Here is a 21801-nt window from a genome sequence, read left to right as displayed (position 1 = left end):
GCTAAACACAGAGCACCATGATTAATGTGAAATTACTTTTTCTGGTTTTTCAATGAATGAAGTGATAGGATTCGGGGGGAGTAACTTTAAGAAGTAAATTATGGATAATTGCAATTATTTTGAACAACTGGCGGAATTGTCTGCATTTGAGAATGTTTCCATTTCGGATATATTAGCAAATATTAAGGCCTTCTATAAAATAGATTATCAATTTATACCTTCTAATCAACTAAGAGAGATAATTTCTTGCTCATCTCTGTTCCCTGATGCACAAATGGATTCTACATTTTCTATTTAAAATTATATATGCATTCATGAACAAACAGAAATTAATAATATTGGGGGCAGGGATTAAATCAGTTGCTCATTTAACAAAAGAAAATATAGCCGCAATCCAACAAGCCGCAATAGTATTATCTTTAGTAAATGAACCAATGATATTAAATTGGATTGAGAAGAATGCGAAAAAGGTCTTTTCTTTAAATGATATTTATTTTTCATCCGATAGGCGTATCGAAAGTTATAGAAAAATAGCTGAAGAAGTACAAGTTTATTTGCAAAATTATAATAACGTTGCCTTTGTTGTATATGGTCATCCATTATTATTATCGAGCATCAATGATTATTTACTAAAGAAAATAGATAGAGAGATTGTAGAGGTTATTATACAACCTGGCATTTCTTCTTTTGATTGTCTGCTAGCTGATCTTGAAATTGATTCCAATTCAGGGTGCTATTGCATAGAAGCCAATGAGTTGTTGAAAAAAGCTGGTTCATTAGATCCAACAAACCACCTAATTATCTGGCAAATAGGCATACTGGAAGATCCGGGCACCATAAATAACTTTAATAGTTCATCTCTCCGCAAACTTAAAAACAAATTGCTCACCTCATATGAAAAGGAGCATCCTTGTATTATTTATGAAGCTTCGTTGTATCCACACCTCTCACCTAAGTTACAAAAAACTACGATTTCTGAACTTGAAAATGGAGTTTTTAATAGGCTTTCAACACTTTATATATATCCAAATATTGCATTATAGTACAAGGAATTATATGCGCTATTGCTTGCTTACAAGAAAATTACTATTTATTTATGCAATACAGTCGGTTTGTGGTGGTACCGCTTTCTATATTTCGCTTTTTTTAAATGGTCATGCTCAGTTAAATCCTGTTCAAATTGGGCTGGCTCTATCCTTAGGTTCCGCAGGTAATATAGCTGGTGGGTATATAGGTGGATTTCTTTGCGATAAATTTAATGCTTCCTACAATTTAAGAATAGGTTTATTAATTCAGGGAAGTGCACTGTTTTCACTGATTTTTCTCCAGAAATATGAGCATATTTTGATTATCATGATGCTGATGGGGTTTGGGAGTTATTTATATGTTACCTCTAGTAATTACATTCTCAACTCAAAATTTAACATTGATCAACAAAACCGCACAAAAATTATTTCAGACCAACACATCATATCAAATATAGGGATGTTCTTAGCTGCAATATTAATGGGCTATAGTACTGATGGGTATTACAGTGTAATTTTTGCTGCCATATCTATTACCCTTGTTGTTATAGCAATCTTGATAAAGCCATTTTCACAAACTAATTTCGAGGAAAAAGGATACGAAAGTAGTCACTTGGATAATTTTCTGGTGAACAATTATCTTTATTTACTTGGAATAGGGACGATAGGGGTTGTTGGATTGTTGTTTGCCTCACATCGTATAGGATTCCCAATTTACTTAGATGAAAATTTTGGTAACATAAGTACCGGGTTTTTAATGGCTTTAAATCCTTTAATTATACTACTATTTCAAAAAACTATTATTCGGTTTTCAACAAAAAATGAAGTGCTCTCAATTGCGATTGGGTTGGCATTGTTTGCTCTTTCGTTCTTAACTCTTAATTTTTCGCCTACGTTTCTTATTGTCTTACTTTCGATCGTTTTTTTGACAGTTGGAGAGATCTTGACAGTAACTCATGCTCAGTCCGTTGCATTTGGTTTTGCTCCAAAGAATAAAAGGGGGAAGATAATAGGTCTGTATAAAGCTACATATTCTCTCACTAAGGTATGCGGATCATATTGCTCCGGAATTATTATTCAAAATTATAGCTATGGCCATCTATGGGGCATGTCCTCTTGCCTTGGAATTGTGGGGGGGCTGCTGGTGCTGAACTATTATAAATCTAATATCAATCTATATGGGATTTATGAGAAAACCTAATACACCCACGAAAAAATTTTGAATCTTTGGATGGAATCAAGGTAGTTTGAGTAAGGGACGAAAATTGAAATCTCGGATCAGAAGTTAATAACGTCTCTATACCATTAACTTCGCCGTCGATATCATTGGAGTTGTGAAAAAAAGAGATATCGATACTTTTAGCAATATCTTGAATTATGGTATTGGAGCAAAAGTGATTTTCTTTCACTAACTCCATGATAAGCTCTTGGCTAATATCTTGTAAATCTCTCAAGGCGGACATTGTGCTAGATTGTTTTGAGGCTGGTGAGAATGTTCTAGTGGTTGGAAACTGCAGAGAATAGTAAATAGGCTCTGCAGAAGAATTTTTAAGATGAAAATAATCGGGACCCATAACAGTAGGGACAGTATTTTTTAATTTATATACTTGTAGGAAAACATCTTGTAGGTTTTCGATTGGAACTAACCGATTGTCAGTTAGAGGTTTAAATCCTGGCATTTCCCCAGCCATGATATCCATTAAATGCTTGAAGGTGTCCATTAAATATGGATTAGGTTTTTGATTTGTTCTTTCTAGTAAAAGAGAGTAGGCCGTTTGATAGTGTGGTAAGTTTTTCTGATAGAGTGCGTCTGCCGCGAAAAGTTTATAAAAATATCTCTGAATTTTATACCATTTGGAATCCAATTTAATGCTATTCACCCACTTCTCAGAGAAATAAATTATACTAGACCTCCACGTACTATTTAATTTATTAAGTATTGTGGTAAATAAATCAAATTGATTATATAAAAATTGTGGTGATTTAATTTTAATGTTTAATTCTCTTCCTAGTTTTATTAACTTATTCTGGCAACCAATACTAGGCAGCATGAATGTGGTGCGAGCACCTGACATAACAGATAAAACGCCCATTGGGGAATAATTATGAGCTCCGTTAACATCTAAAAGTTTTGTATAACTAAAAAAATCGCCAGGTTTTTGCATCCGGATTGGGATGGTTATTTTTTTCTGGGGTAGATCAACATACCATTCTAGAGACTTATCTAATACCATGGCAACTGGTGAACTATTACAACCATAACCGATCTCGCTTTTTAAAAGTTCGGGTAATTGGGATGAATTTAATCTAAGTAAGCTCTTATTTTTTATGGCAATAAACTGGCTTAATTCGTCTCCAATTAATACTCCGTATGGGAAATATAATTTGTAGATTGGGTAATCTGTACCAGGATTGATTTCCTCGACTAAATCATAAAATTCTTTGTTTACTTTTTTTATTTGTTGTTTGATGTCGGGCCAAAACAATCGTTCCAGCTCGAGATTACTCATATTATCCATAATAAATAGGTTCTTTTTTGCCCAACAATTTTAGGAGGATATTTTATCATAAAATTTTACGTATCAAATTATTAAATTTGAAAATAATTCTTCTGTATTAAACTGTCCTCGTTTTAAAAATTAAAGGAGAAAAAATATGGATGAGCAACCAGAGCGTGTTTTGGCGTATCAGTTGGCTTTAACGATTGATGATGAAGCGTTGATGAAAGTGGCTCGGCGTTGTGATCGGCGTAGTTTTCGTCATTTGTTGGAAGCTCGGGTCAGGGATAATCAGAAGAAGATGTTGACTATGATTTTTCCTCCCTCCAGTCATTTTTATTTTATATAAATTGTCACAATTAGCTTTAAGGAAGAAGTAATGAAGTTTTTAATTCCCACCGATTTGAATGATACCCATACCTTGTTTGTGAAGTTTGCTCTTGAGCGTGTTAATCATGAAGTGAGATTGCTCTATCCAGCTGATTTCCCCACTCGGCAGACCAACTCAGTGTATATCAAAAAAGGGGAATATGAGTGGCGTTGTTCGGATTGCTATGAGTCGGTCCTCAATAATCACTATGATGTGGTATGGTGGCGCGGAATTAGAACATTCATTCCACGGGAGGCTTTGCATGCTGATGATTATGAGTTCACTCTGAAAGAAAATGCCTTGTTTTATGATTCTTTGTTTGAAAACTTGAATGATGATGCCTGGTGGGTGAATAGTAAAGAAGCCTCTAATCGAGCACGTTCCAAATTATTACAATTAAAATTAGCTCAGGAATGTGGGCTATTGGTACCCTACACCTTATGCTCGAATGATCCTTTGGAGATTCGTCACTTTGTCATTCACAACGAAGATAAGACTGGAGTCATTTATAAGCCCTTGACTACTTCTTGCTGGCATGAAGAAAAGCAAATCAAAATGACTAATCCATCACAAGTCAGATTTTTGGGATTACCTCCCAATAAGGTTCTGCAATTGACTCCCGGGATTTACCAGATGGAAGTTAAGAAGGATTATGAGATTGTAGTTAATTGCTTTGGTGATTTTATGGTTGCCGCGAAACTTGTAGATCGCTCTCCTGAAAATTCTGCATTAAATTGGCAGACGATTGCTCAAGGCCAAGTTGAAGTTGAGCCTTATGAAGCCCCTGAAGAGTTACAAAAGAAATTGCGTTTGCTGATGTCAAAATTAGGCTTGGTTTATGGCTCTTTCAGCTTTATCCGCGATAGTGAAGGACAATATATTTTTAATGAAGCCCATGATGACAGGCAAATTCTCTGGCTTGAGGAATGCAATCCGGAATTTAGAATACTGGATATTTTTGTGCAGTTTTTACAATCAAAAACTATAAAATTCAAATGGCAGCCGAAAAAATTTCAGCATAGCCTCGAGCGTTATAGGGCGCAAGTTAGCAGCGCATTTACCGAAAACAGAGATTATCGATTGGATTTGAACAATTTGCCCTTCGAGTCGATGGATTATGTTATGAAAATTACTTATGACAAAGATTGGTGGCGCCCATACGACTAGAACCTTTTCAATATTTATTAACCTTGATTATTCAGGATTAATAAAGTTGCCCTTGAGCAGGTGTTTATTCATGGATGATAGGGCCATAGGAATTAGAGATAAATGTGTTTAATCAATTCAATATTAATGAAAAAGAAATTAATAATATTCCCATTTGTGAAAATAATGAACCGCTTATCGATTTAAAAGAGCAAAGCGAGTTGGCTTATGGTCCTCCTCCTGATACGCCTCTAACCAAGAATGATTACACAAGGCTACGGAAAACTGTTTATGAAAAACTATGTCAGGCCCAAAATAATTTGCCCAATGGTTGGAAATTTAGAATTTATGAGGGGTTGCGCAGTTTAAATGTTCAAAAAGTACTATTTGATTCATTTTATGAATCTTTAAAACTGAAAAATTCTGTACAAGCGGAGGAAGAGCTTTTTAAACAAGCTAGTTTATTAATAGCTCCTGTAAAATTTTTTAATGGCGATCCTAACGTACCCCCTCATAGTACGGGTGGGGCTGTCGATTTGGAGGTGATTGATTCAACTGGTCATGTAGTTGATTTTGGTATGGAAATTAAAGATTGGAGTCAAGTGGCGCCTGAAATTTGTCATACATCCTCGCAGCATATCTCTGATGAGGCAAAAAAAAATCGAAAAATCCTACTTGAAATCATGTATGAACAGGAATTTGTTAACTATCCACAAGAATGGTGGCATTTTTCATATGGTGATAAATTATGGGCTTATTTGATGAATAAAGAAGAAGCTATCTACGGTGGAATAACTGCTGCTAGTTCTGTGGAAAGTTCACTATTACCCAGATTATTGTAGGATTTTACCGTGAAACTATTACCAGAATTGATTATTAGCGAATTCAAAGAAAAAATTGTAGATGAATCATACCACCCTGCAGATATGGTTGATACTTTGAAAGCACGTGTGACTGCAGTCTCGTTGTTGAATCATGAGGCTCCTGGTTTGGTTAAGCGGGCAGAGTTATTTATCAAAAAAACATCAGTTAATAAAGAAGTTGATTTATTGCGTTTGCAAGAGTTTTTTCTCAGATCAAAACCTGAGATACGCTTGAGATCTCTAGCAGGTATGCTTATGCTGCGGGATCGTTTTTGGTATATAAATTATCATTCACTAATATGGATAATCGTAAAGAGACTGTGCATTTTCATGATAAAATTGAGGATAATCATTGTTATCCTCTCTCAAAGCCTCAGATTCATTTAATTGGTCGTATTATGGCATGAACTCACTCACACTCTTTCTGGTAAAACTTATATGGATGGAACTTTGAATCGCTCTGTTAGAGGATCTTGTTCAATTTTATAAGATCATCAATAATGAACTTCGCACTCGCCATGGAGCTGACCAGGATATTATACCTGAGTTAGCTGCTCTTCCTTTTCACTTTAGTGTTAAGATCGCTAATGAGGATATTCTACGGTTAGACCCCAAAGTACTAATGGAAATAATTCTCAAAATTTCAGATCAGACTTTAAGTGGCTAAGTAATTAAGCATATTGTGTATTAAAAAACGAATGTCTGGCAGATGAGTCTCTTAATGCCTTATTAGAATCATCTTTTTACTCTCAAGTTTCAGGGGTAATACAATTTCGGTATTTGCCTTCATCGAAGTTGCTTCATCACCTCGTTTTACCAAGTTTGTATATCCTGTCTGGTGGCAATTGATGAACTAATGCTGCACCCATGACATATAAATCAAAGGCAGAAGAATTAATCATCGGCCAGATGTCAACAGACTCTAATTATCCAAAACAATACGATATCGTGCTTTACCTGAGCGGAGATGATCCAAGGCTTTATTCACGTCTTTCATTGCAAAGTGTTCAGTCATGGGCATGATGTTGTGTCGTGCGCAGAATTGCAGCATGTCTTGAATGGTAGCGGGGCTGCCGAGAGGGGAGCCTGAGATACTGCGCTGAGTCATAATCAGTTGCATTGATTGTGCAGGAATAGGCGCGGAGGTTACACCAACTGTATGAAGGCGTCCATGTGGAGCAAGCGCATTAATGTAGGCTGACCAATCCAGATTAGCATTAGTGGTGTTCATGATAAAGTCAAACTGTCCTGCAAGTGCTTCAATTGCTTTTGGATCTTTTGAATTAACGACATGATGCGCGCCCATCTCTTTGGCTTCTGCTTCTTTGCCAGGTGAAGACGAAAAGGCTGTAACTTCGCATCCCCATTTGTTGAGAAACTGTAATGCCAAATGACCTAGCCCGCCAATACCAATAACGCCTACGCGATGAGTAGGGCGCACTTCAAATTGCACAATAGGATTGAATACAGTAATTCCGCCGCAGAATAATGGACCGGCATTTTTAGCATCAATCGCACCGGGTAATGCGATTGCCCATTCTGAGTTACAACGCACCGTATCTGCAAATCCACCGTGTCGTCCGATTATCGTTTGTTCTGCCGTTCCACAAAGATTATGATCACCACTGAGACAACGATGGCAATGCATGCAGCTTCCACTAAACCAACCCAGGCCTACACGCTGTCCGATTTTCAGATTTTTAACATGATCTCCGACAGTCTTAACCGTGCCTATGACTTCATGACCAGGAACAATCGGATAATTACTGAAACCCCATTCATTATCAATCATAGCCAGATCTGAATGGCAAATGCCGCATGATTCCACTTTAATATCCACTTGATCTGCACCAATTTCACCTAAATCATATTCGAAAGGAGAAAGTTGACTGGATTTTTCTCTGGTTGCATAGGCATGGACTTTGGTCATGATAATTCCCTTTGAGATTTGGAGTTGGATTTTTTTAAGGCCATAGAATTTATTAAAAATAAGATTGGCAGAGCATTGACTGCTTGTCAAATTAGAATAAACGCACCTACAAGCACATTTTCGCATCTAATGCCTGCGTAAGCGCTTTATGCAACACCTAATGAAAAAGAACTGAATAACATTCCTGATTGCCATTCCGAATGTTTCAAAAGATAATGAGTTTTTTAATAGTTAAGGATATCTATGTTAAGTCTGTTTCGGAAAGCACCTGCGGCTTCGCAAGCTACGGTCATGCCTGTTCATGACAAAAATCCCAAGGGAGAAACTGCACTTCATCGCGCAGCGAGAGTTGGGAATAGTAAACTTATGGATGAGCTGTTAAAGGACGCAGCCTTGGTTGATGCTCAGACAGACCTTGGGGATACTGCATTACTTTTTGCGGCCCGCGGGCATCATTATGAAGCCGCGAAAACGCTGATAAATCATAAGGCTTCCGTCACAATAGCTAACAAACAGGGTGAATTGCCTATTCACTTTGCAGCAACTGCGGCTGATGTGGATTTAAATGTCTTGATCTGGAGCAAAGAGACGCTTAACGCATTGAACACGCAGGGTGAAAACCCTTTGCATTATGCGGTTGCTGCTGGAAGCCTCCCAAATGTAAAAATGCTCTTGGCGAATGGTATCAATACTAATCAGGCTACTATAAAAGCTTCTTCTTTTGCATCAAAAGGCCTTCATACCTTCCCTGGATTGAGTACTCCCGTTCACTATGCTTTACATAGAGAAGATTTAGGCATCCTGCGGGAGTTGATGCGATACGACTACAACAGAAATTTGCAGAATCAACGAGGGGAGACTGCCGCATTTCTGGCTGTAAGCCACAAGCAGGCTGACAGTCTGACGGAAGAGGAGCTGCGCAGTTTGCTAAAAGGTCTTCATCTGGAAAAATTAACCGGGAACAAGGAAACAGTGCTTCATGCTGCGTCAAACAATACGAAGATCACTGCTTCGCAATTAACCACTATCTTATCCATAGTTAACCCTGAAGCTGAGGATAAGAGCCGTCGGGTTAATCATACGATAATGGATGCTAAAAACGATTCAGGAAAGACCGCTTTAATTCAGGCGGTTATCCAGAAACAATTAGGCAAAGTGGAGCTTTTGTTAACTCATGGAGCCAATCCTGATATCGCAGACGCATCAGGATTTACCGCTATCGTCTACGCCGCTCAGAAGGGCGATAATGCAATGCTTGAAAAACTGAAAGCAGGAGGGGCTGATTTTACCGGGCAAGCGGGTGAGCTTGCTATTAAACAAGCCTTATTAAATAAACATATCTCTACTGCTACACTGCTGATTAAATCAGGAGCGAAGGCCCAAACGCCTGTTTTTCCAAGCGTAAGAATGAAAACATATTCTAGCATCAGCTCATATAGTTCAATCAGTGAATCTGTAAAAGTCAATGATGGTAAAGATCACCTGGGCTGTATTAAAGCAGGGGATACTGCTTTACATATTACTGCCAGACGAAGCAGCTTGAATGAGGCAGAGAAAGCAGAGAACCTGGCATTGGCTACTGCTTGTCTGGAGCAAAATAGAGGGCTGGTGAATGTGGGTAATGCCAAAGGGAAAACGCCTCCCTTTTATGCCTTAAAGACCCTTAATGAAGATATCGCTCCTCAGTTATCCTCCAAAGGAGCGCAATTTATAGAAAGCAGTAAGGAGCCTTCGAGCAGTCATCGAGATCCCCGTTATTACTCCCTGGACATGGCCGCAGCTGACTCATTATTTACCAGGGAAACAAGAGCTCTCTTTTTCAAGGGGGAATACGTATTAACTCCAGAGCAGTTATCCATTAAACAGAAAGTGGCCGAAAAATACCATTTGTCAGGAAAAGATGTACCTCCACCGGCTAAAATGGCTGACTTGGGAGCAGAGGAGATGTTGATTCAGGAAGGTGAGGAGGCCTCTCAGGGACCAAGAGCGCTAAGCTGCTAGGGATGGGACAGATGAGCCAGAATTAACCTGATTGAATTTGGTAATTTTAAAGCAGCCAGTCAAGCAATGCCTGTCCTTGCCTTCGCAAAGGACGGGTATATGCTTTAAACTCTAATCCAAAATTTAACCGGCATAACCTCTATCCAGTTCCTGAGCTGGATGTGGCTGTTCTTTTCGTTGTATGAGATAGGCACTTAAAGACTCGGCCCGGCTTAATATTTCCTGACCTATCGTTTGCAAATGGCTGGAAAATTTCTCTTCTTTTAATATTTGAATTAAGCCGGCTAATTCTTCACCGCCCAAATCATTCAGGTTCCCTTCATGGGTTCGGATAAATTGATTAAGTTTGTTCCTCAGGTTTGATACATTGAGATTTTCCTTTTCATTGGCTGTTTTCCAAAAGGTTCTGTCCATAAAGCCGTTTCTGGAAAAAATATCATCAAGATAATCTTTAGCCATTGTCTCAAGTTTAGCCGTCAACTCGATAATATCTTCTTTGCAACGAACTTCATAAGCCTGAAAATCCTGCAGCACCGTAGTATCCTGTACCCAGTGTCGTACAATTTGATCTTCCATCTGGTTTATTGTACTTAACAAGCGGCTATGCCCGCTTTGATTGAGTTTACGTCCGCTTCGTTGCTGATTTTTCGCGATATCATCATCGAGTATGTTATTACGGGTTTCGCGAAGAACATTCAGAAGTTCAATGTAGCGATTGGAGCTTGCTGCTTCTTTATTATTAAGTCTTACGAGCAAAGAATTGATTTGTTGATCACGCGTTTCAGATTTAAACCAGGCTCCTTTGTATTGTTTACCCAGAAGAGTCAAGTTCTTTTCGAGATCGATTAATAAAGCTTTACTCTCTTTTTTGCCATGAAGAGCATTTAAATCCAGATTGGGTTTGCCGATAATTGCTAATTCATTGGCTATCTGGAATAAGCCTTGCTGCTGCACCGGACTGAGGTCGCGCACCAGACGCAAGTTGCTCGAGGGCTTTTGCGCTAAAATCCGTCTGCTTTCCTGAGTATAGTGTTTAAGGCCATCTTCCAAAAGCATTTCATTTTTCTTGTCGGACCAATTAATGCGTCGGGTCTCATTCTGTCTGGCATTGACGAAGGCCTGGTGATTTAGCATATGCAGCCACATCACGCGGTTACGAGTCTGATTGGCAGTTTTGTTATCAAATTGATACCAGCTTTCCTGTCGAACATTTTCTTTCATCAACTCCACGTCACCACGGCAGTCAGAGGCTTTTTTGTAAAACCACTCAGCCATATCCTTTACGGCATCCTGCTGCTCATCAGGAGTATCGCTCAGATAGACCGCCAGATTATCGTGCAAATATTGTTCTTGAGGCAGTTTATTGGTGCTTTGCAGAATAGCATTCAGTTTTTCAATTTCGACAGAGTTGTTTTGCTGAAAACGATTAACTCCTTCAAAAATGTAAGCCAATTCCTGCTGGCTGGATTTAGGTTCGCTGCCCACCGCCATGAATAATGCCCTTAAAAGAGGCTCTAATTCCCTGTCTCTAATGTTTCTGTTCTTAGCATAATGCAGCGATTGCATCAGACTGGCTGGATTAGCCTGAATATTGGCCTGGAAGCTGCTCCATGCTTTGAGCAAAATAGCTAAGGAACTTGCAGGCAATGTTTGCAAGCTCTGATCAAAGGCTTTTTTATCGCCAAGATTGAGAAGAGAGCTTTCTTCAACAATTTTTCTGATGCTGTTCAATGATTGACAGCAAGCCGAGAAGTCGCTGAGGTTTTGATTTAAGTGACGGGCGAGCCTCAAAAGGGCGCTGACATCTGTTTGGGTTATTGAGAGATCTCCCATCGCGGTCTGCCAATCTTCGAGACTGAATAAACAATTGGTTGCATGGGATTGCAATTCTTTGCTTAAAGCAGGCATCTTATAGAATAGCGAGACAAACCACTGAGCGCCTTTTACCAAATCACTGTGCCTTTCATGCCTTGCTCTTTGCAGGAATTGTTCTAATGCCTGCAAGAGTTCTTTGAGTTGCTCGCTGGATTCCTGCTGTGATGACCAGTTGATAGAGCCCAGGACCTGGCAATAAATTTTGAACAGCTCGGCAGTCATATGTTGTTGATTAGCCAGGCGCAACAGATGCTTTAAGCCGGCATCACTAAATGAATGCTGTGCAAGAATTTCCTGTAATGTTTCCAGGCTGAAAGGGGGATTATTCGTAAAGCGGATTAACTCTTGACTGGCTATCGGCATTTGTTCATGCATTGACAGATACCACTGCGAACCTGCGGCCAGATTGGAATGACCCTGAGCTTTTGCGGAGTGCAAAAATTGAGTATAGGTTTGCAGACCTTGTCTTAGCTTTTCTTTACTTTCTCTTTGTTTAGACCAGCGAATTTCAGCTAAAGATTGGCAGCATAGACTAAAGTCTTCCAGACTCATCAATTGCTCGTTTGCTTTATGAAGTAAAATCTCGATTCCGGCTTCGTCAAAAGAGTGTTTCTCAAACTGCGCCTGCAAATCTTGCAGCTTAAATGGCGGTCTGAGAACAAAGCGATCCAACTCTTGCTGGACAGAGGGCATTTTTTGCAGGCTGGATAAATACCAGAGCGAGGCATTGCCGGGTTCGGTATGGCCTTGCTGCTCTGCGGCCTCCAGGAATTGTTGATAGCTCTTAAGCATCGGCCCCGCCTGGTCTCTGACGTTTGCTTCCGATTTCCAGGTGGCCAACATCTGATTGATCACGTTAGCCGACTGTTTCTGCTGTTCTGGAGAGAAATGGTGTTTGCTAACCCACAGCTGGTTTAAAACTTTTAGGTCAGAAACTTGCAAATTGGCCGCCATTTCAGGTGAGATAACCGCTAGTTGCAAGCACTGATACCAGCCTTTTCCTTGCTCGTTCAGGAGACTGCTAATCACCGGAAGTGCTGCGTTTGTCATGCCTTCGGCAAGGGAGCTCCACAGGGCTCGCAGTTCGGCCCGATATTGACCTTCATTAAGATTCCACCAGCGTTCGGTTTTCTTTACCAGGGTGTTAAATGAATCCCAGTTAACGCCCTCAGAAAACTGTTGCATGACTTTGGCAAACTGCTGCAGAAATAATTCGCGATCTTCTTCAGGCAGCTGAGTCATCAAGTCTTCACAGTGACGCAGCATTCGAATGCGCTGAACATAGTTACTCTGGGTCGCTTCTTTCAGTTGAGTAAACAATTTTCCTTCATCATTGGGGAAGCTATGCGCCAAATGCCAGAGGCTTTCATTGTCTTCATAACTCATTGCTCCACCGGAAAAGCGGTCTGACATATCGGTCATCGGAGTATCATGAAGCAGATTATCAATGTTTTCCAAATACAGCGTACCCCAGCGCAGTTGTTCATATTCTGAAAACTGACCTAAATATTTGAGCAGAGGCAGGATCCGGCCTACGCGGTCCTTATCTTCCAGAAGACCAGGTCCAGTCATCCACTGGCTTAGGATGTGTTGTAGCGAGGGGTGTAGTTTTCCACTTAAGCGTACAAATGACTGGCGGATTTCGGATGACACAGCTTTTAAAATATCATCCGCGTTGGGAGTAAGCAGGCCGCCGGCTTTGATTTGGTCATGTATTGGGGAGGCCTTTGTTATTTGCTGTACGCGGATTTTTAATTGTTCACTGAACTGCTCAATACTCACGAATTCCTGAGCATCATGGGTGAAGCTTTCTAAAATATCCGCTTGAGCTGCCAGGATTGCCAGCTGTTCGGGAATGCTGTTAAGAATCTCATGGCTCTTTGTGCCAACTGGCAGGGCAGAGAGGATTGCACCCAGATTAGCCATGTTATAAGTGCTCTTGTCAGCGGGTTGGAATTGTTCCAGCTGAATAAGCAAAGTAATTTCCGCAGCCGGTGTGAAGTTGAAGGGAGTGATGTTCACTTTGCCCAATAACTCCTCATAATTCGCCTGTAAATCTTTGGCCGCTTCACCAATTCGCTCTTCGATAAGACGAATCTTTTCTAAAGAAGTTAAGTGATTCAAGGCGGAAATACTCAGCCATTTTTTCTCAAGACTATTGAGATGGCGAGTCAGCATGCTGGTAAAATCTGAGGCTTGTCCCGGATCAATGAAAGTGGAAATCAGGTGCATTCCCCAACCGGAAAATTGAGCGATGCCTGTACGAAAACCCTGTGTGGCTGCATTTTGCAAGGTAAATACATATTCACGTAAAAGCATAACCTGCTCAAACAGTTTTTCATTTTCAGAATTACCAGGAACTTCCTGTAAACTCGCTTTGATCTTGCCGTGTTCGAGTCCTGGTGTGGCCTCAATAATTCGCAATAACTGCTCGCGTTCCTGTTGCAGCTCGTCTTCGAGATAAAACTGAAACACTTGACCTTCTTCACCGTTTCGAGCGGTACGACCACCGGTCTGTAATAAATCATTGACATCGCCGGTATCGAAAATAAATACGGCTTCAACGCCGACGTTATCACCACGGCCAAAGCCTGATGCTACCAGAGCGATCCCTTTTTGCTTTTTGCCTCCCTTCCATTCTTCCATCCTTTGTTTGTTGGCAAGCACTTCGCTGCTGGTTTCTTTATCTTCATTGGTATAGAAAAGGAGATTTTCCAATTCCTCTTTGCTTAATCGCGCGCTAAGAATGGATTTGATTTCAAGAACCTTCTTATCGTTTTTACAAGCAAAAAGTACCGATTTCTTTTCTGCCATGCAAAGCCTGAGCTGTTGCAACATGGCCTCAATCCGCTGCTCCTGGTTTCGATAAAATCTGGCATTATGCCAGTACCGTAAATCGCTTTGATTGGTTGATACATGCAATACCTGCGTTCCATGTTCCTGATTCAATGCCTGCGCTTGTGAAGTGGAAATTGTCCCTGTGAAGCCTTCCCAGCGTTTCCATAAACGGGGTATCAGTGTCGAGGCGACTTGTGAGCTGATAATATGACTCTCTGGAAGCACATGATAGTTTTGAGCTTCATTCTGTTTTTTCGCTTCTTCGTTGAGGTTCGTTGCTACTAGCTGATGAACTCCTGCGCTAAAGGTAGAGCCAGTCGCTTTATGATTGTTGGTTGTAAGAGGAACAATTTCTTTTAACAGATAAGAAGCGCCGCCGATCGGCACATTGTCTTCCAGAACTGAATATTTTTCGCCACGCTGCAGCGACATGGCTTCATGAGCAGATTGAATCCAGCTGACCAACTGTAAACCGTCACGCGCCAGTAAAACCAGGTATTTAGTTTTTTCTTCATCATCCTGCGCTTTTTCAATCAGAAATTCTAATAATGCCTCGACACTTTCCCTGGTGATTTCTTCTATTTTAAAGCGGTCTTTATACGCTTCATAGAAATCATTTAATGCCCGGTAAAACCAAATCATTTGCTTAGGAGTACGTCCGGTTGGGCGGGCATAGTTAAATGCCATTTTCCGGCCTTGACCAAAATAAGTGTCATCGAATTCATCGCCCAAGCCTTCCGATTTATCAGGATCAATATCAATCGGTTGGCCCTGGAAGCTTTGTTCATCAAGAAACAGGGATAGATCTCCCAGTGTTGTATAATGAACCTGAGCCCCGGTATAACTCTCTCGACTGGATTTGGGAGTGATTGTCGAAGTGCTTATATTTAAGTAGTCATAAAAGGCCTGGTAATCTTCCAAATCCCGCTCAGCCAAACTGCGTTTGGCGGTAAAGACGGTGGCAGTTTGTCCTTGCGCTGCTTTTTTGGCGGCGCGCATGGCCACGAAATGACTTTTTCCTTCACCAGTGCCCAAGCGCAGCACCCGGCTGGATGAGGTGACGGCCACATCATTGGCAATCAAGGCGAATTGCTGAGCCATGTGCGGATATTTGCGGGTAGTTAAGCCAAGAGCATGAAATTCCAGTGCCCATATCTGCACCTGTCGGCTATCGCTCGCAGGGCTCTTACACAGGCGATGAAATGCTTCAGCTAATTCATTCCGGCTCAGATCCGCAATCGCCTTGTTGCAACCCTCAACAAAAGCTTCGCCGGTTTCCAGCCGCTTTAATTCAGCAAACATCAGGCTGATTCTGGCAATTTCCGTTGCGGTCAAAGGACGATTGACCTTTCCGTCAGTAACCCGGGTTGAAGTAAACATGCGCCGCAAATCAGCTGCGCGCGTTTTAGGCACATGGCTGTGGTCTGGTCGTATTTCTGGATGAGGGTTTTTAAGAAAGTTAGATAATTCCTTTTTAAAATCATGGCTTATATCGGCTCGTTTGAGCAAACGTATTAAATCATCCGCACCAGGTGATGGCTGTTTGGGATAAGTCGCCGCCAGAACAGTCAGCTCATCCAGGGACAATCTGCTTAAGCGCTCAATGAGTTTAGGTGCTTTGCGGTCCAGTTCATATTCATAGACTTCCTTGTCACGCAAACCGGGTTGCAGACAACTCCAGGCGATAATGTGAAATACCAGGGCACGCTCAGCACTTCGCTCGTCGCCCCATTTTGCCATGACCTGATTGAACAGGTTTTCTTCACGAGGATCTGCCGCTATCGCCTTTAGCCACAGCGCTGTAGATTTGTGCCAGGCCTCTTTCACAGACTGGTTGGGCATAGGATGGTTCAATAATTGCCTTAGTTTGGCAAAACGATTTTCCATGCTCACTTTATTAAGGCTGCTATTCAATATTTGCAAAGCTGAATCACGACTGGCAGCATGCTGCTCGGAGGATAAAAGATTGATGGCTTCGGTCAGCAGGCTGGTAGTGCGCGCGTACTGATATTCATGCAGAGCTAGCTGGCATAGCGCTGTTTGCTGTGGTCGGCTGAAAACGGTGTTCTTCAGAATGCCTTTTAAAGGAATAATCAAATCCTGTGGAAAATCTTTTTCCGCATTATCAATTGGTTTTGCTTTTAATAGTTCGTCAGTAAGAATAACCTGCAACATATCCAATGGAAATGGGACCTGTTCATCTTCAGGTTTTAATACATCCAGAATCTTACTGAAGTAACTGGCACTCCATACCTGATCTTTCGCTGTTTTTTCGAGGATGGCCAGCAGAGGCTCCACCTCATTCAAATAGGTGCGGTTTAACTGTAAGCTGGTAAAAAAAGCAATCAGCGGTTGTAAAGCTTCTGTGGCATCACCTTGGGTGGGAATGACAATATGGTGTTTAAGAAAAGTCCACAAACGATGCTGGTGATCGACGAACAGGCCTAATTTTGCAGGACGTTCTTCTTCAACAAGATTGCGAAACTCTCCTGAGCGTGAGTATTTAAATAGAATGTTCTGATCAGAAAGTCTGCTAATAAACTGCTGACGAATCGCTGTACGATTGACCGGTCTATTGTTCATTTCCCCGATAGTCCTGAGAAAATCATCCCAGTTTTTCGGCTGATGCAATGCCTGGGGGTTACCCTGATTAAAATTAACGGAGAATAAATGGTTTAATAACAAATCCAGCTCATTCATTACGGCTAAAGTTAAACCCTCTGTCGCTTGTATAAAGTCTCGTAATTGCTTTTCGGTAAAGGCACCAAATAAGGTAGCCGCTTTGTAGGCAGCCAGTTGCAGAAATTGAGGATAACTGGCTTTAGAAGCAAGTTTAATCTCAAAGAGATTAAGCAAATCCTGCATTTTTGCCTGATTGCCGCCTTCCATCAATAAATCCAGGGCCTCCAGGAAATTTCCATGTGGGTAAGCTGCCAGTAAAGCCTGTCCCCGCCGGGTTTGTAAAATGTCCTTGGCTGCATCCAGAGTATTGAGCGTAATGTTGATTTGAGCATGGCCCAAACGAAAAATAGCTTCATGTAAATGGCTGGCAATACTGGTCACTAAGGGGACTGGAAGGCTTTGCACTCGATCAACGATGGCAGGCATTTGACGCGTGTCATATTGGGTATAAAGAAGCCAGAGCAGCTGATGGCGCGATAGCAAATCATTATTGGCGAGTTTTTCACTAATGAGACTGTAATCTTCGTGGCTGAATTGTGCGCGTGACGCTAACGTCCTGCGAATATTCAAGGCTGCCTCATTTGAGGTCCAGCTGAAGATTGAAGATAATTCCGGGGCGTAAGTTGGCTTTCCATGTTTAAAATGAGATAACTTAAGCTCCTCATCAAAATATTTGAAGTGTTCTTGCTGAATAGCATAGTGCACGCCGCCATGGGTTAAATCCATTTTATGCAGCGATTTTAAAAAGCGCGTTTTTTCCTCCTGGGCAGGAAGGCTGCGCAGAGAATCGAGTATTCGATCGACTTCGACCAGCATATTTCGCGGTTCAAGCTGCGAAAACTCATCGCCAGATAAAGAAAGATCCATCTTGGCGAGTTCTTTGACCAGATAATCAAAGGCTTTCCATAGTACTTCAGTGTGTTCAGCAGGCACATGATTTAAATGTTTACTGCAAAAGCCCAGCCAGGCTTCTCTGTGCGGCTGGGCTCTGGCGGGAGCCAAATGTTCAATCATGCTGTCAATGGCAGTGAAGAAAGCAGAACTAATATAGAAGTTATAGTTTTCAGCTTTACTTAATACCTCAGAGTGAAATGCATCGAAAAACTGTATTCCTAACTGGTTCTCAATCTGGCGAAACTTGGCAATCAGCAAGCCAAGCGTTTCCTCGCCATTACGATAATAAACCTGGCCAAGAGCGCGGAGGGTGCTGATATCCGCTTGCCCGCGTTTAGCCCACATTTTGGTCCATTCAGCCAACTCAGGCTGCCGGGAGAATAAAATGTCACAGGCGCGAGGAAGTTTTAGTAGTAGATCCTGCTCTTTTACTTTGAAAAATGCTGTGATGGCCTGAGGTCCACCGTATTGCCAGGCTTGAATAAACACCTGCCAGTGTCGAAGGACACGGGGAACGTCTCTCACCATTGCTGCTATTTCAGGATTTTTTACTGAAAAGGTTTTCCATTCTTCGGAATAGTCTTTTTCAGGCTGCAACACTTCAAAGAGAACGAGAGGCTGGAAATCATCTGCAGTTTCCAGTTTGGGCCTGTGTTCAAGATAATAATCAATATTGAATTGGCGAAAGTCTCCTTCCCAAAACTCCTGAACGGGTTTAGTTACTTGCAAGTCAACTGTAAGCGGGGTTGGTACGCCGCAGACATAGCCCATTTCAATATTGTAACAGAGAATCAGCTGACCATCTTTGGAGCGCTGAGTGTAGATACCTTTCGGTGTGTTATTTGTTTTGGGACCAGAAGATAGGCGCGTATGATGACGCAGCATCACCTTTGCCGCATCGAGAGTCATGGCCGATATTACATGCGGGGCTTTGACTCTGGGCTCTGCATTAATCCAGGTATGGAAAAACGCCTGCAAAGGAGTTTCTTCAGGTGTACCAAGTGGTGCATAACGTTTAACATCACATTGATTTTCTGCGATGTAGTCCTGATAGTATTTCCCCAGTAAGCGGTCGATATTGTCATAAGTGACCAGCTCACCAGTAATAACTTCTTCAACTACCTGAAGACCCATTCGCTGTTGTTCCTGTTGTATCTGGCGGTTTTGCTGAATTTCCTGCTGCTGTTGCATTTGCAATTGCACACCGCTGCCTCGCTGCAAAGGCCAGGGGCCTTTATCTGCATCGTCAAAGTGCAGTTTAATTGATTCAGCCGATGGGTGGAGGGCTTTGGGTTCAGCGAAGGCATTATCTGATTTGGCGTGATCGAAACGACTATTCTCCCTGATTTGCAATGAAAGCATCGCCCCCTGTTTCAGGTGTCGGTTATTAAGAATCACATTATTCAATTGACGATAAAGGGAACGCAGCTCACGATATTCTTCGGTGGTGGTCTTATCTCCCTCAAGTTCGGGAATGACAATCAGTCCGGTCCAGCGGCCTCTCTGGGCGGCTCTCGCCAATTCACTCAAAAAAGTCGCGAATTCGCGTTTATGACGCAGACATTGAGCCAGATTAATTTGTTCAAAACAGTCTTTTTCATTAATGTGCTCAAGCAAGGCAATATAGGCTTTGTCATTGCCTGGCTGGTAGGCTGCACTGATTTGATTAAAGGGAAAGGAATAACCATTACGTAAATGATCTGATAACAGGGCAAGATATTCCCTGACTTCATGCTGCTGGCAGGAGAGATAGAATAAGGGACGATTGCGGCCATAGATGCTCAGCAGATTTTCACTGAGATCTGAATCTCTCAAAAAAGACAGCACTTCGGATAGTCCTTTGACGCCCATGTCTTCAATACACTGCTTGAATATTTTATGCTCTTTTTTATTGGCAGCCAGATCATCTGCTTCATTCAGATGCAGTAACCAGAAACGTGCGACCCGTTGCCAGTAGTTGTCGACCATTGGCGGTAAATATCCGGATTCCTTAAGCCAGCGGTTACGGCCAAGAACTGGTAATAACTCCTCTCGCAATTGACTCAGTGAGTTATTTGCTTCATTAATTACCAACTCAGTGATGTGTGCATTATCCTGTACTTGTTTCTTGATGAGTAAGGATTCTTCCAGATTCAGATTAAACTTCGCTGGCAAGTGAATTTTCAGTTTTGGCTGCTTCGACTGACCGCGAAAGGTATTGAGTACCATCGCAGTTGCTATATCTCTTTGAGGAATAATCTGTGTGCTTCTATTAAGCCCCATGTAATTAAAAAAAACGTCATTGGTTTCGGTTTCGCGGCAAGCTTTTTTATGCTCTTGCTGAAAAGAGTATTGATCAATGTGGTCAGGTACAACCAATGTAGTCAATTCGTTTTCAATTCTGAGAACAGGAGGGTAGCCAAATCGAGTCATGGCTGGAACTAAACCGGGAATATTTGAGCGATAGGCAGGCTCCCAATGCGCATCGAATTCATTTCTTCCATATTGATTTTCGCCAAAAATGCGAATGACATCGACCAGACTGTTGGGAGTGATGGGTTTGCCAGCAACATTAGGTAATGCGGAAATGGCCGCTAGTTTTATGGGGAGGTAGCCATGCCATTTCCCATGAGGAATTTCTTTTTGAAGCGTTTTATTTAATTTTTTAAATTCTTCGGTACAAAAGCGCTCATATTCCTGCTCATGACAGCTGTATTGCACCCCTTTTACGTCATCATCTCCACGAAACTGGGTAAATACATAGCATCCTAATAAAAAATTGAAATCGGAGGATACGTCAAAAAGCCAGGTCTTACTGATATTCTGATCCAGCCATGCAATTGCAGTATAGCCCGTTGAAATGAGATTGACTGCTTTTCTCGCACTCACTTCCTGAAATTCAATGGCCAGTCGTTTTTCCAGCTCCTTCTTCTCTTCTTCAAGAAGAGGAGTTTCACAATAAATCTGAGGATTCATTTTATTGCGCAGATCAACAACACCCCATTTAGCAAGGCCTTTGGGATCTCGATTAAAATTGACGATGAGCGCATTATTACGTAATTTGATTGCCTGTGCGTTTTCGGACTGAATATTCAAAAGATTGAATACATTGAACTCGAAATGCCTGCCTTTATGAGCGGCTCGGTGTTTAATGTGTTCAGTTAATCGCAGCATATCCAGGTAGGTGACGGGCTCCGCTGGTTTTAGTTGTCCGGTAGCGGTTTTCTCCAAAAAGCCTGGTTGTAGAGAGGGCTTTCCTTCAAAAGGAGGCACAAAAACCATTTTTTCCAGAAAACACTTCCTCACGGATTGATCTGATTGAAGAATTTCTGAAATGGTCTGGCTGATTTCGCCAATAGTAAAGAGTTTTCTGGAGTTGAGCTGAGAGATGATTTTGTCAAATAATTCTGTATAACTTCCTTTTCGTTTATGTTTGATTTCTTCTTCCAAAACCGGGAGGTTGAAAAGCCCATGAAAATGAGTTTCGAGCGCCTCAAAGATTTCTTCAAAATTATCGAAATTATACTTTTGGCGAAGTTTAGGAAAAGAATCAGAATACATGAGATACCTCAAAGCATGGAAGTCAGGTAATTTTAGAGAGGTTTCCTTAATGAAATATTAAGAACTCGGTGGGTATAGATGTCAGTCCCGCGCAAAGCGGGATTGGTGGGAATAAGGTAGTAAAGTTTTTAGAATGCTT

General features: G+C 41.5%; 10 protein-coding genes. 7 read left to right on the top strand and 3 right to left on the bottom strand.

Annotated elements, in window-relative coordinates; translation table 11 throughout:
* The first annotated feature begins 314 nt into the window (after positions 1–314).
* Together E1O89_RS12850 and E1O89_RS12845 are read left to right on the top strand one after the other, a co-directional pair.
* Positions 315–1043 (top strand): SAM-dependent methyltransferase, encoded by a 729-nt coding sequence (locus E1O89_RS12850; RefSeq protein ID WP_165483158.1) that lies wholly within the window; start codon positions 315–317, stop codon positions 1041–1043.
* A 13-nt stretch (positions 1044–1056) separates the two neighbouring features.
* Positions 1057–2226 (top strand): MFS transporter, encoded by a 1170-nt coding sequence (locus E1O89_RS12845; RefSeq protein WP_165483157.1) that lies wholly within the window; start codon positions 1057–1059, stop codon positions 2224–2226.
* Here the strand turns inward: E1O89_RS12845 and E1O89_RS12840 are convergent.
* Positions 2195–3535: a hypothetical protein gene (locus E1O89_RS12840; protein WP_133140486.1), complete on the bottom strand. Its 1341-nt coding sequence runs from the start codon at positions 3533–3535 to the stop codon at positions 2195–2197. The two genes, E1O89_RS12845 and E1O89_RS12840, sit on opposite strands and share 32 nt — an antisense overlap.
* A 145-nt stretch (positions 3536–3680) precedes the next feature.
* Here E1O89_RS12840 and E1O89_RS12835 point away from each other — a divergent pair, with 145 nt between their 5' ends.
* From E1O89_RS12835 to E1O89_RS12820, 4 genes are all read left to right on the top strand, one after another.
* Complete coding sequence (locus E1O89_RS12835; RefSeq protein ID WP_112220541.1) at positions 3681–3872, top strand: hypothetical protein; 192 nt, start codon at positions 3681–3683, stop codon at positions 3870–3872.
* A gap of 30 nt (positions 3873–3902) precedes the next feature.
* On the top strand, positions 3903–5060 hold the full coding sequence (locus tag E1O89_RS12830) for a hypothetical protein (protein WP_133140485.1): 1158 nt from the start codon (positions 3903–3905) through the stop codon (positions 5058–5060).
* A gap of 104 nt (positions 5061–5164) precedes the next feature.
* Entirely contained in the window at positions 5165–5881 is a 717-nt protein-coding gene (locus E1O89_RS12825) for a M15 family metallopeptidase (RefSeq protein WP_133140484.1), read from the top strand.
* 9 nt (positions 5882–5890) lie between these two features.
* Positions 5891–6289 carry a hypothetical protein gene (locus E1O89_RS12820; RefSeq protein WP_133140483.1) on the top strand — a complete coding sequence of 133 codons (399 nt, stop codon included), beginning with the start codon at positions 5891–5893 and terminating at the stop codon, positions 6287–6289.
* Positions 6290–6824: 535 nt separating this feature from the next.
* Here the strand turns inward: E1O89_RS12820 and E1O89_RS12815 are convergent.
* Entirely contained in the window at positions 6825–7832 is a 1008-nt protein-coding gene (locus E1O89_RS12815) for an NAD(P)-dependent alcohol dehydrogenase (protein WP_133140482.1), read from the bottom strand.
* 243 nt (positions 7833–8075) lie between these two features.
* On the opposite strand from E1O89_RS12815, the gene E1O89_RS12810 reads away from it, so the two are divergent.
* A complete protein-coding gene (locus E1O89_RS12810) occupies positions 8076–9833 on the top strand; it encodes an ankyrin repeat domain-containing protein (protein WP_133140481.1) in 1758 nt (585 codons plus the stop codon).
* A gap of 123 nt (positions 9834–9956) precedes the next feature.
* On the opposite strand, the gene E1O89_RS12805 is transcribed toward E1O89_RS12810, so the two are convergent.
* Positions 9957–21662: a hypothetical protein gene (locus E1O89_RS12805; RefSeq protein WP_133140480.1), complete on the bottom strand. Its 11706-nt coding sequence runs from the start codon at positions 21660–21662 to the stop codon at positions 9957–9959.
* Positions 21663–21801: the final 139 nt, after the last annotated feature.

Source organism: Legionella genomosp. 1, assembly GCF_900640215.1.
GTDB lineage: Bacteria > Pseudomonadota > Gammaproteobacteria > Legionellales > Legionellaceae > Legionella_C > Legionella_C quinlivanii_A.
This window is presented reverse-complemented; position numbering and strand designations above follow the sequence as displayed.

Bases quoted from the DNA above. Each gene is read 5' to 3' on its own strand.
- E1O89_RS12850 (WP_165483158.1), top strand. From the start codon at position 315: ATGAACAAACAGAAATTAATAATATTGGGGGCAGGGATTAAATCAGTT.
- E1O89_RS12845 (WP_165483157.1), top strand. From the start codon at position 1,057: ATGCGCTATTGCTTGCTTACAAGAAAATTACTATTTATTTATGCAATA.
- E1O89_RS12840 (WP_133140486.1), bottom strand. From the start codon at position 3,535: ATGAGTAATCTCGAGCTGGAACGATTGTTTTGGCCCGACATCAAACAA.
- E1O89_RS12835 (WP_112220541.1), top strand. From the start codon at position 3,681: ATGGATGAGCAACCAGAGCGTGTTTTGGCGTATCAGTTGGCTTTAACG.
- E1O89_RS12830 (WP_133140485.1), top strand. From the start codon at position 3,903: ATGAAGTTTTTAATTCCCACCGATTTGAATGATACCCATACCTTGTTT.
- E1O89_RS12815 (WP_133140482.1), bottom strand. From the start codon at position 7,832: ATGACCAAAGTCCATGCCTATGCAACCAGAGAAAAATCCAGTCAACTT.
- E1O89_RS12810 (WP_133140481.1), top strand. From the start codon at position 8,076: ATGTTAAGTCTGTTTCGGAAAGCACCTGCGGCTTCGCAAGCTACGGTC.
- E1O89_RS12805 (WP_133140480.1), bottom strand. From the start codon at position 21,662: ATGTATTCTGATTCTTTTCCTAAACTTCGCCAAAAGTATAATTTCGAT.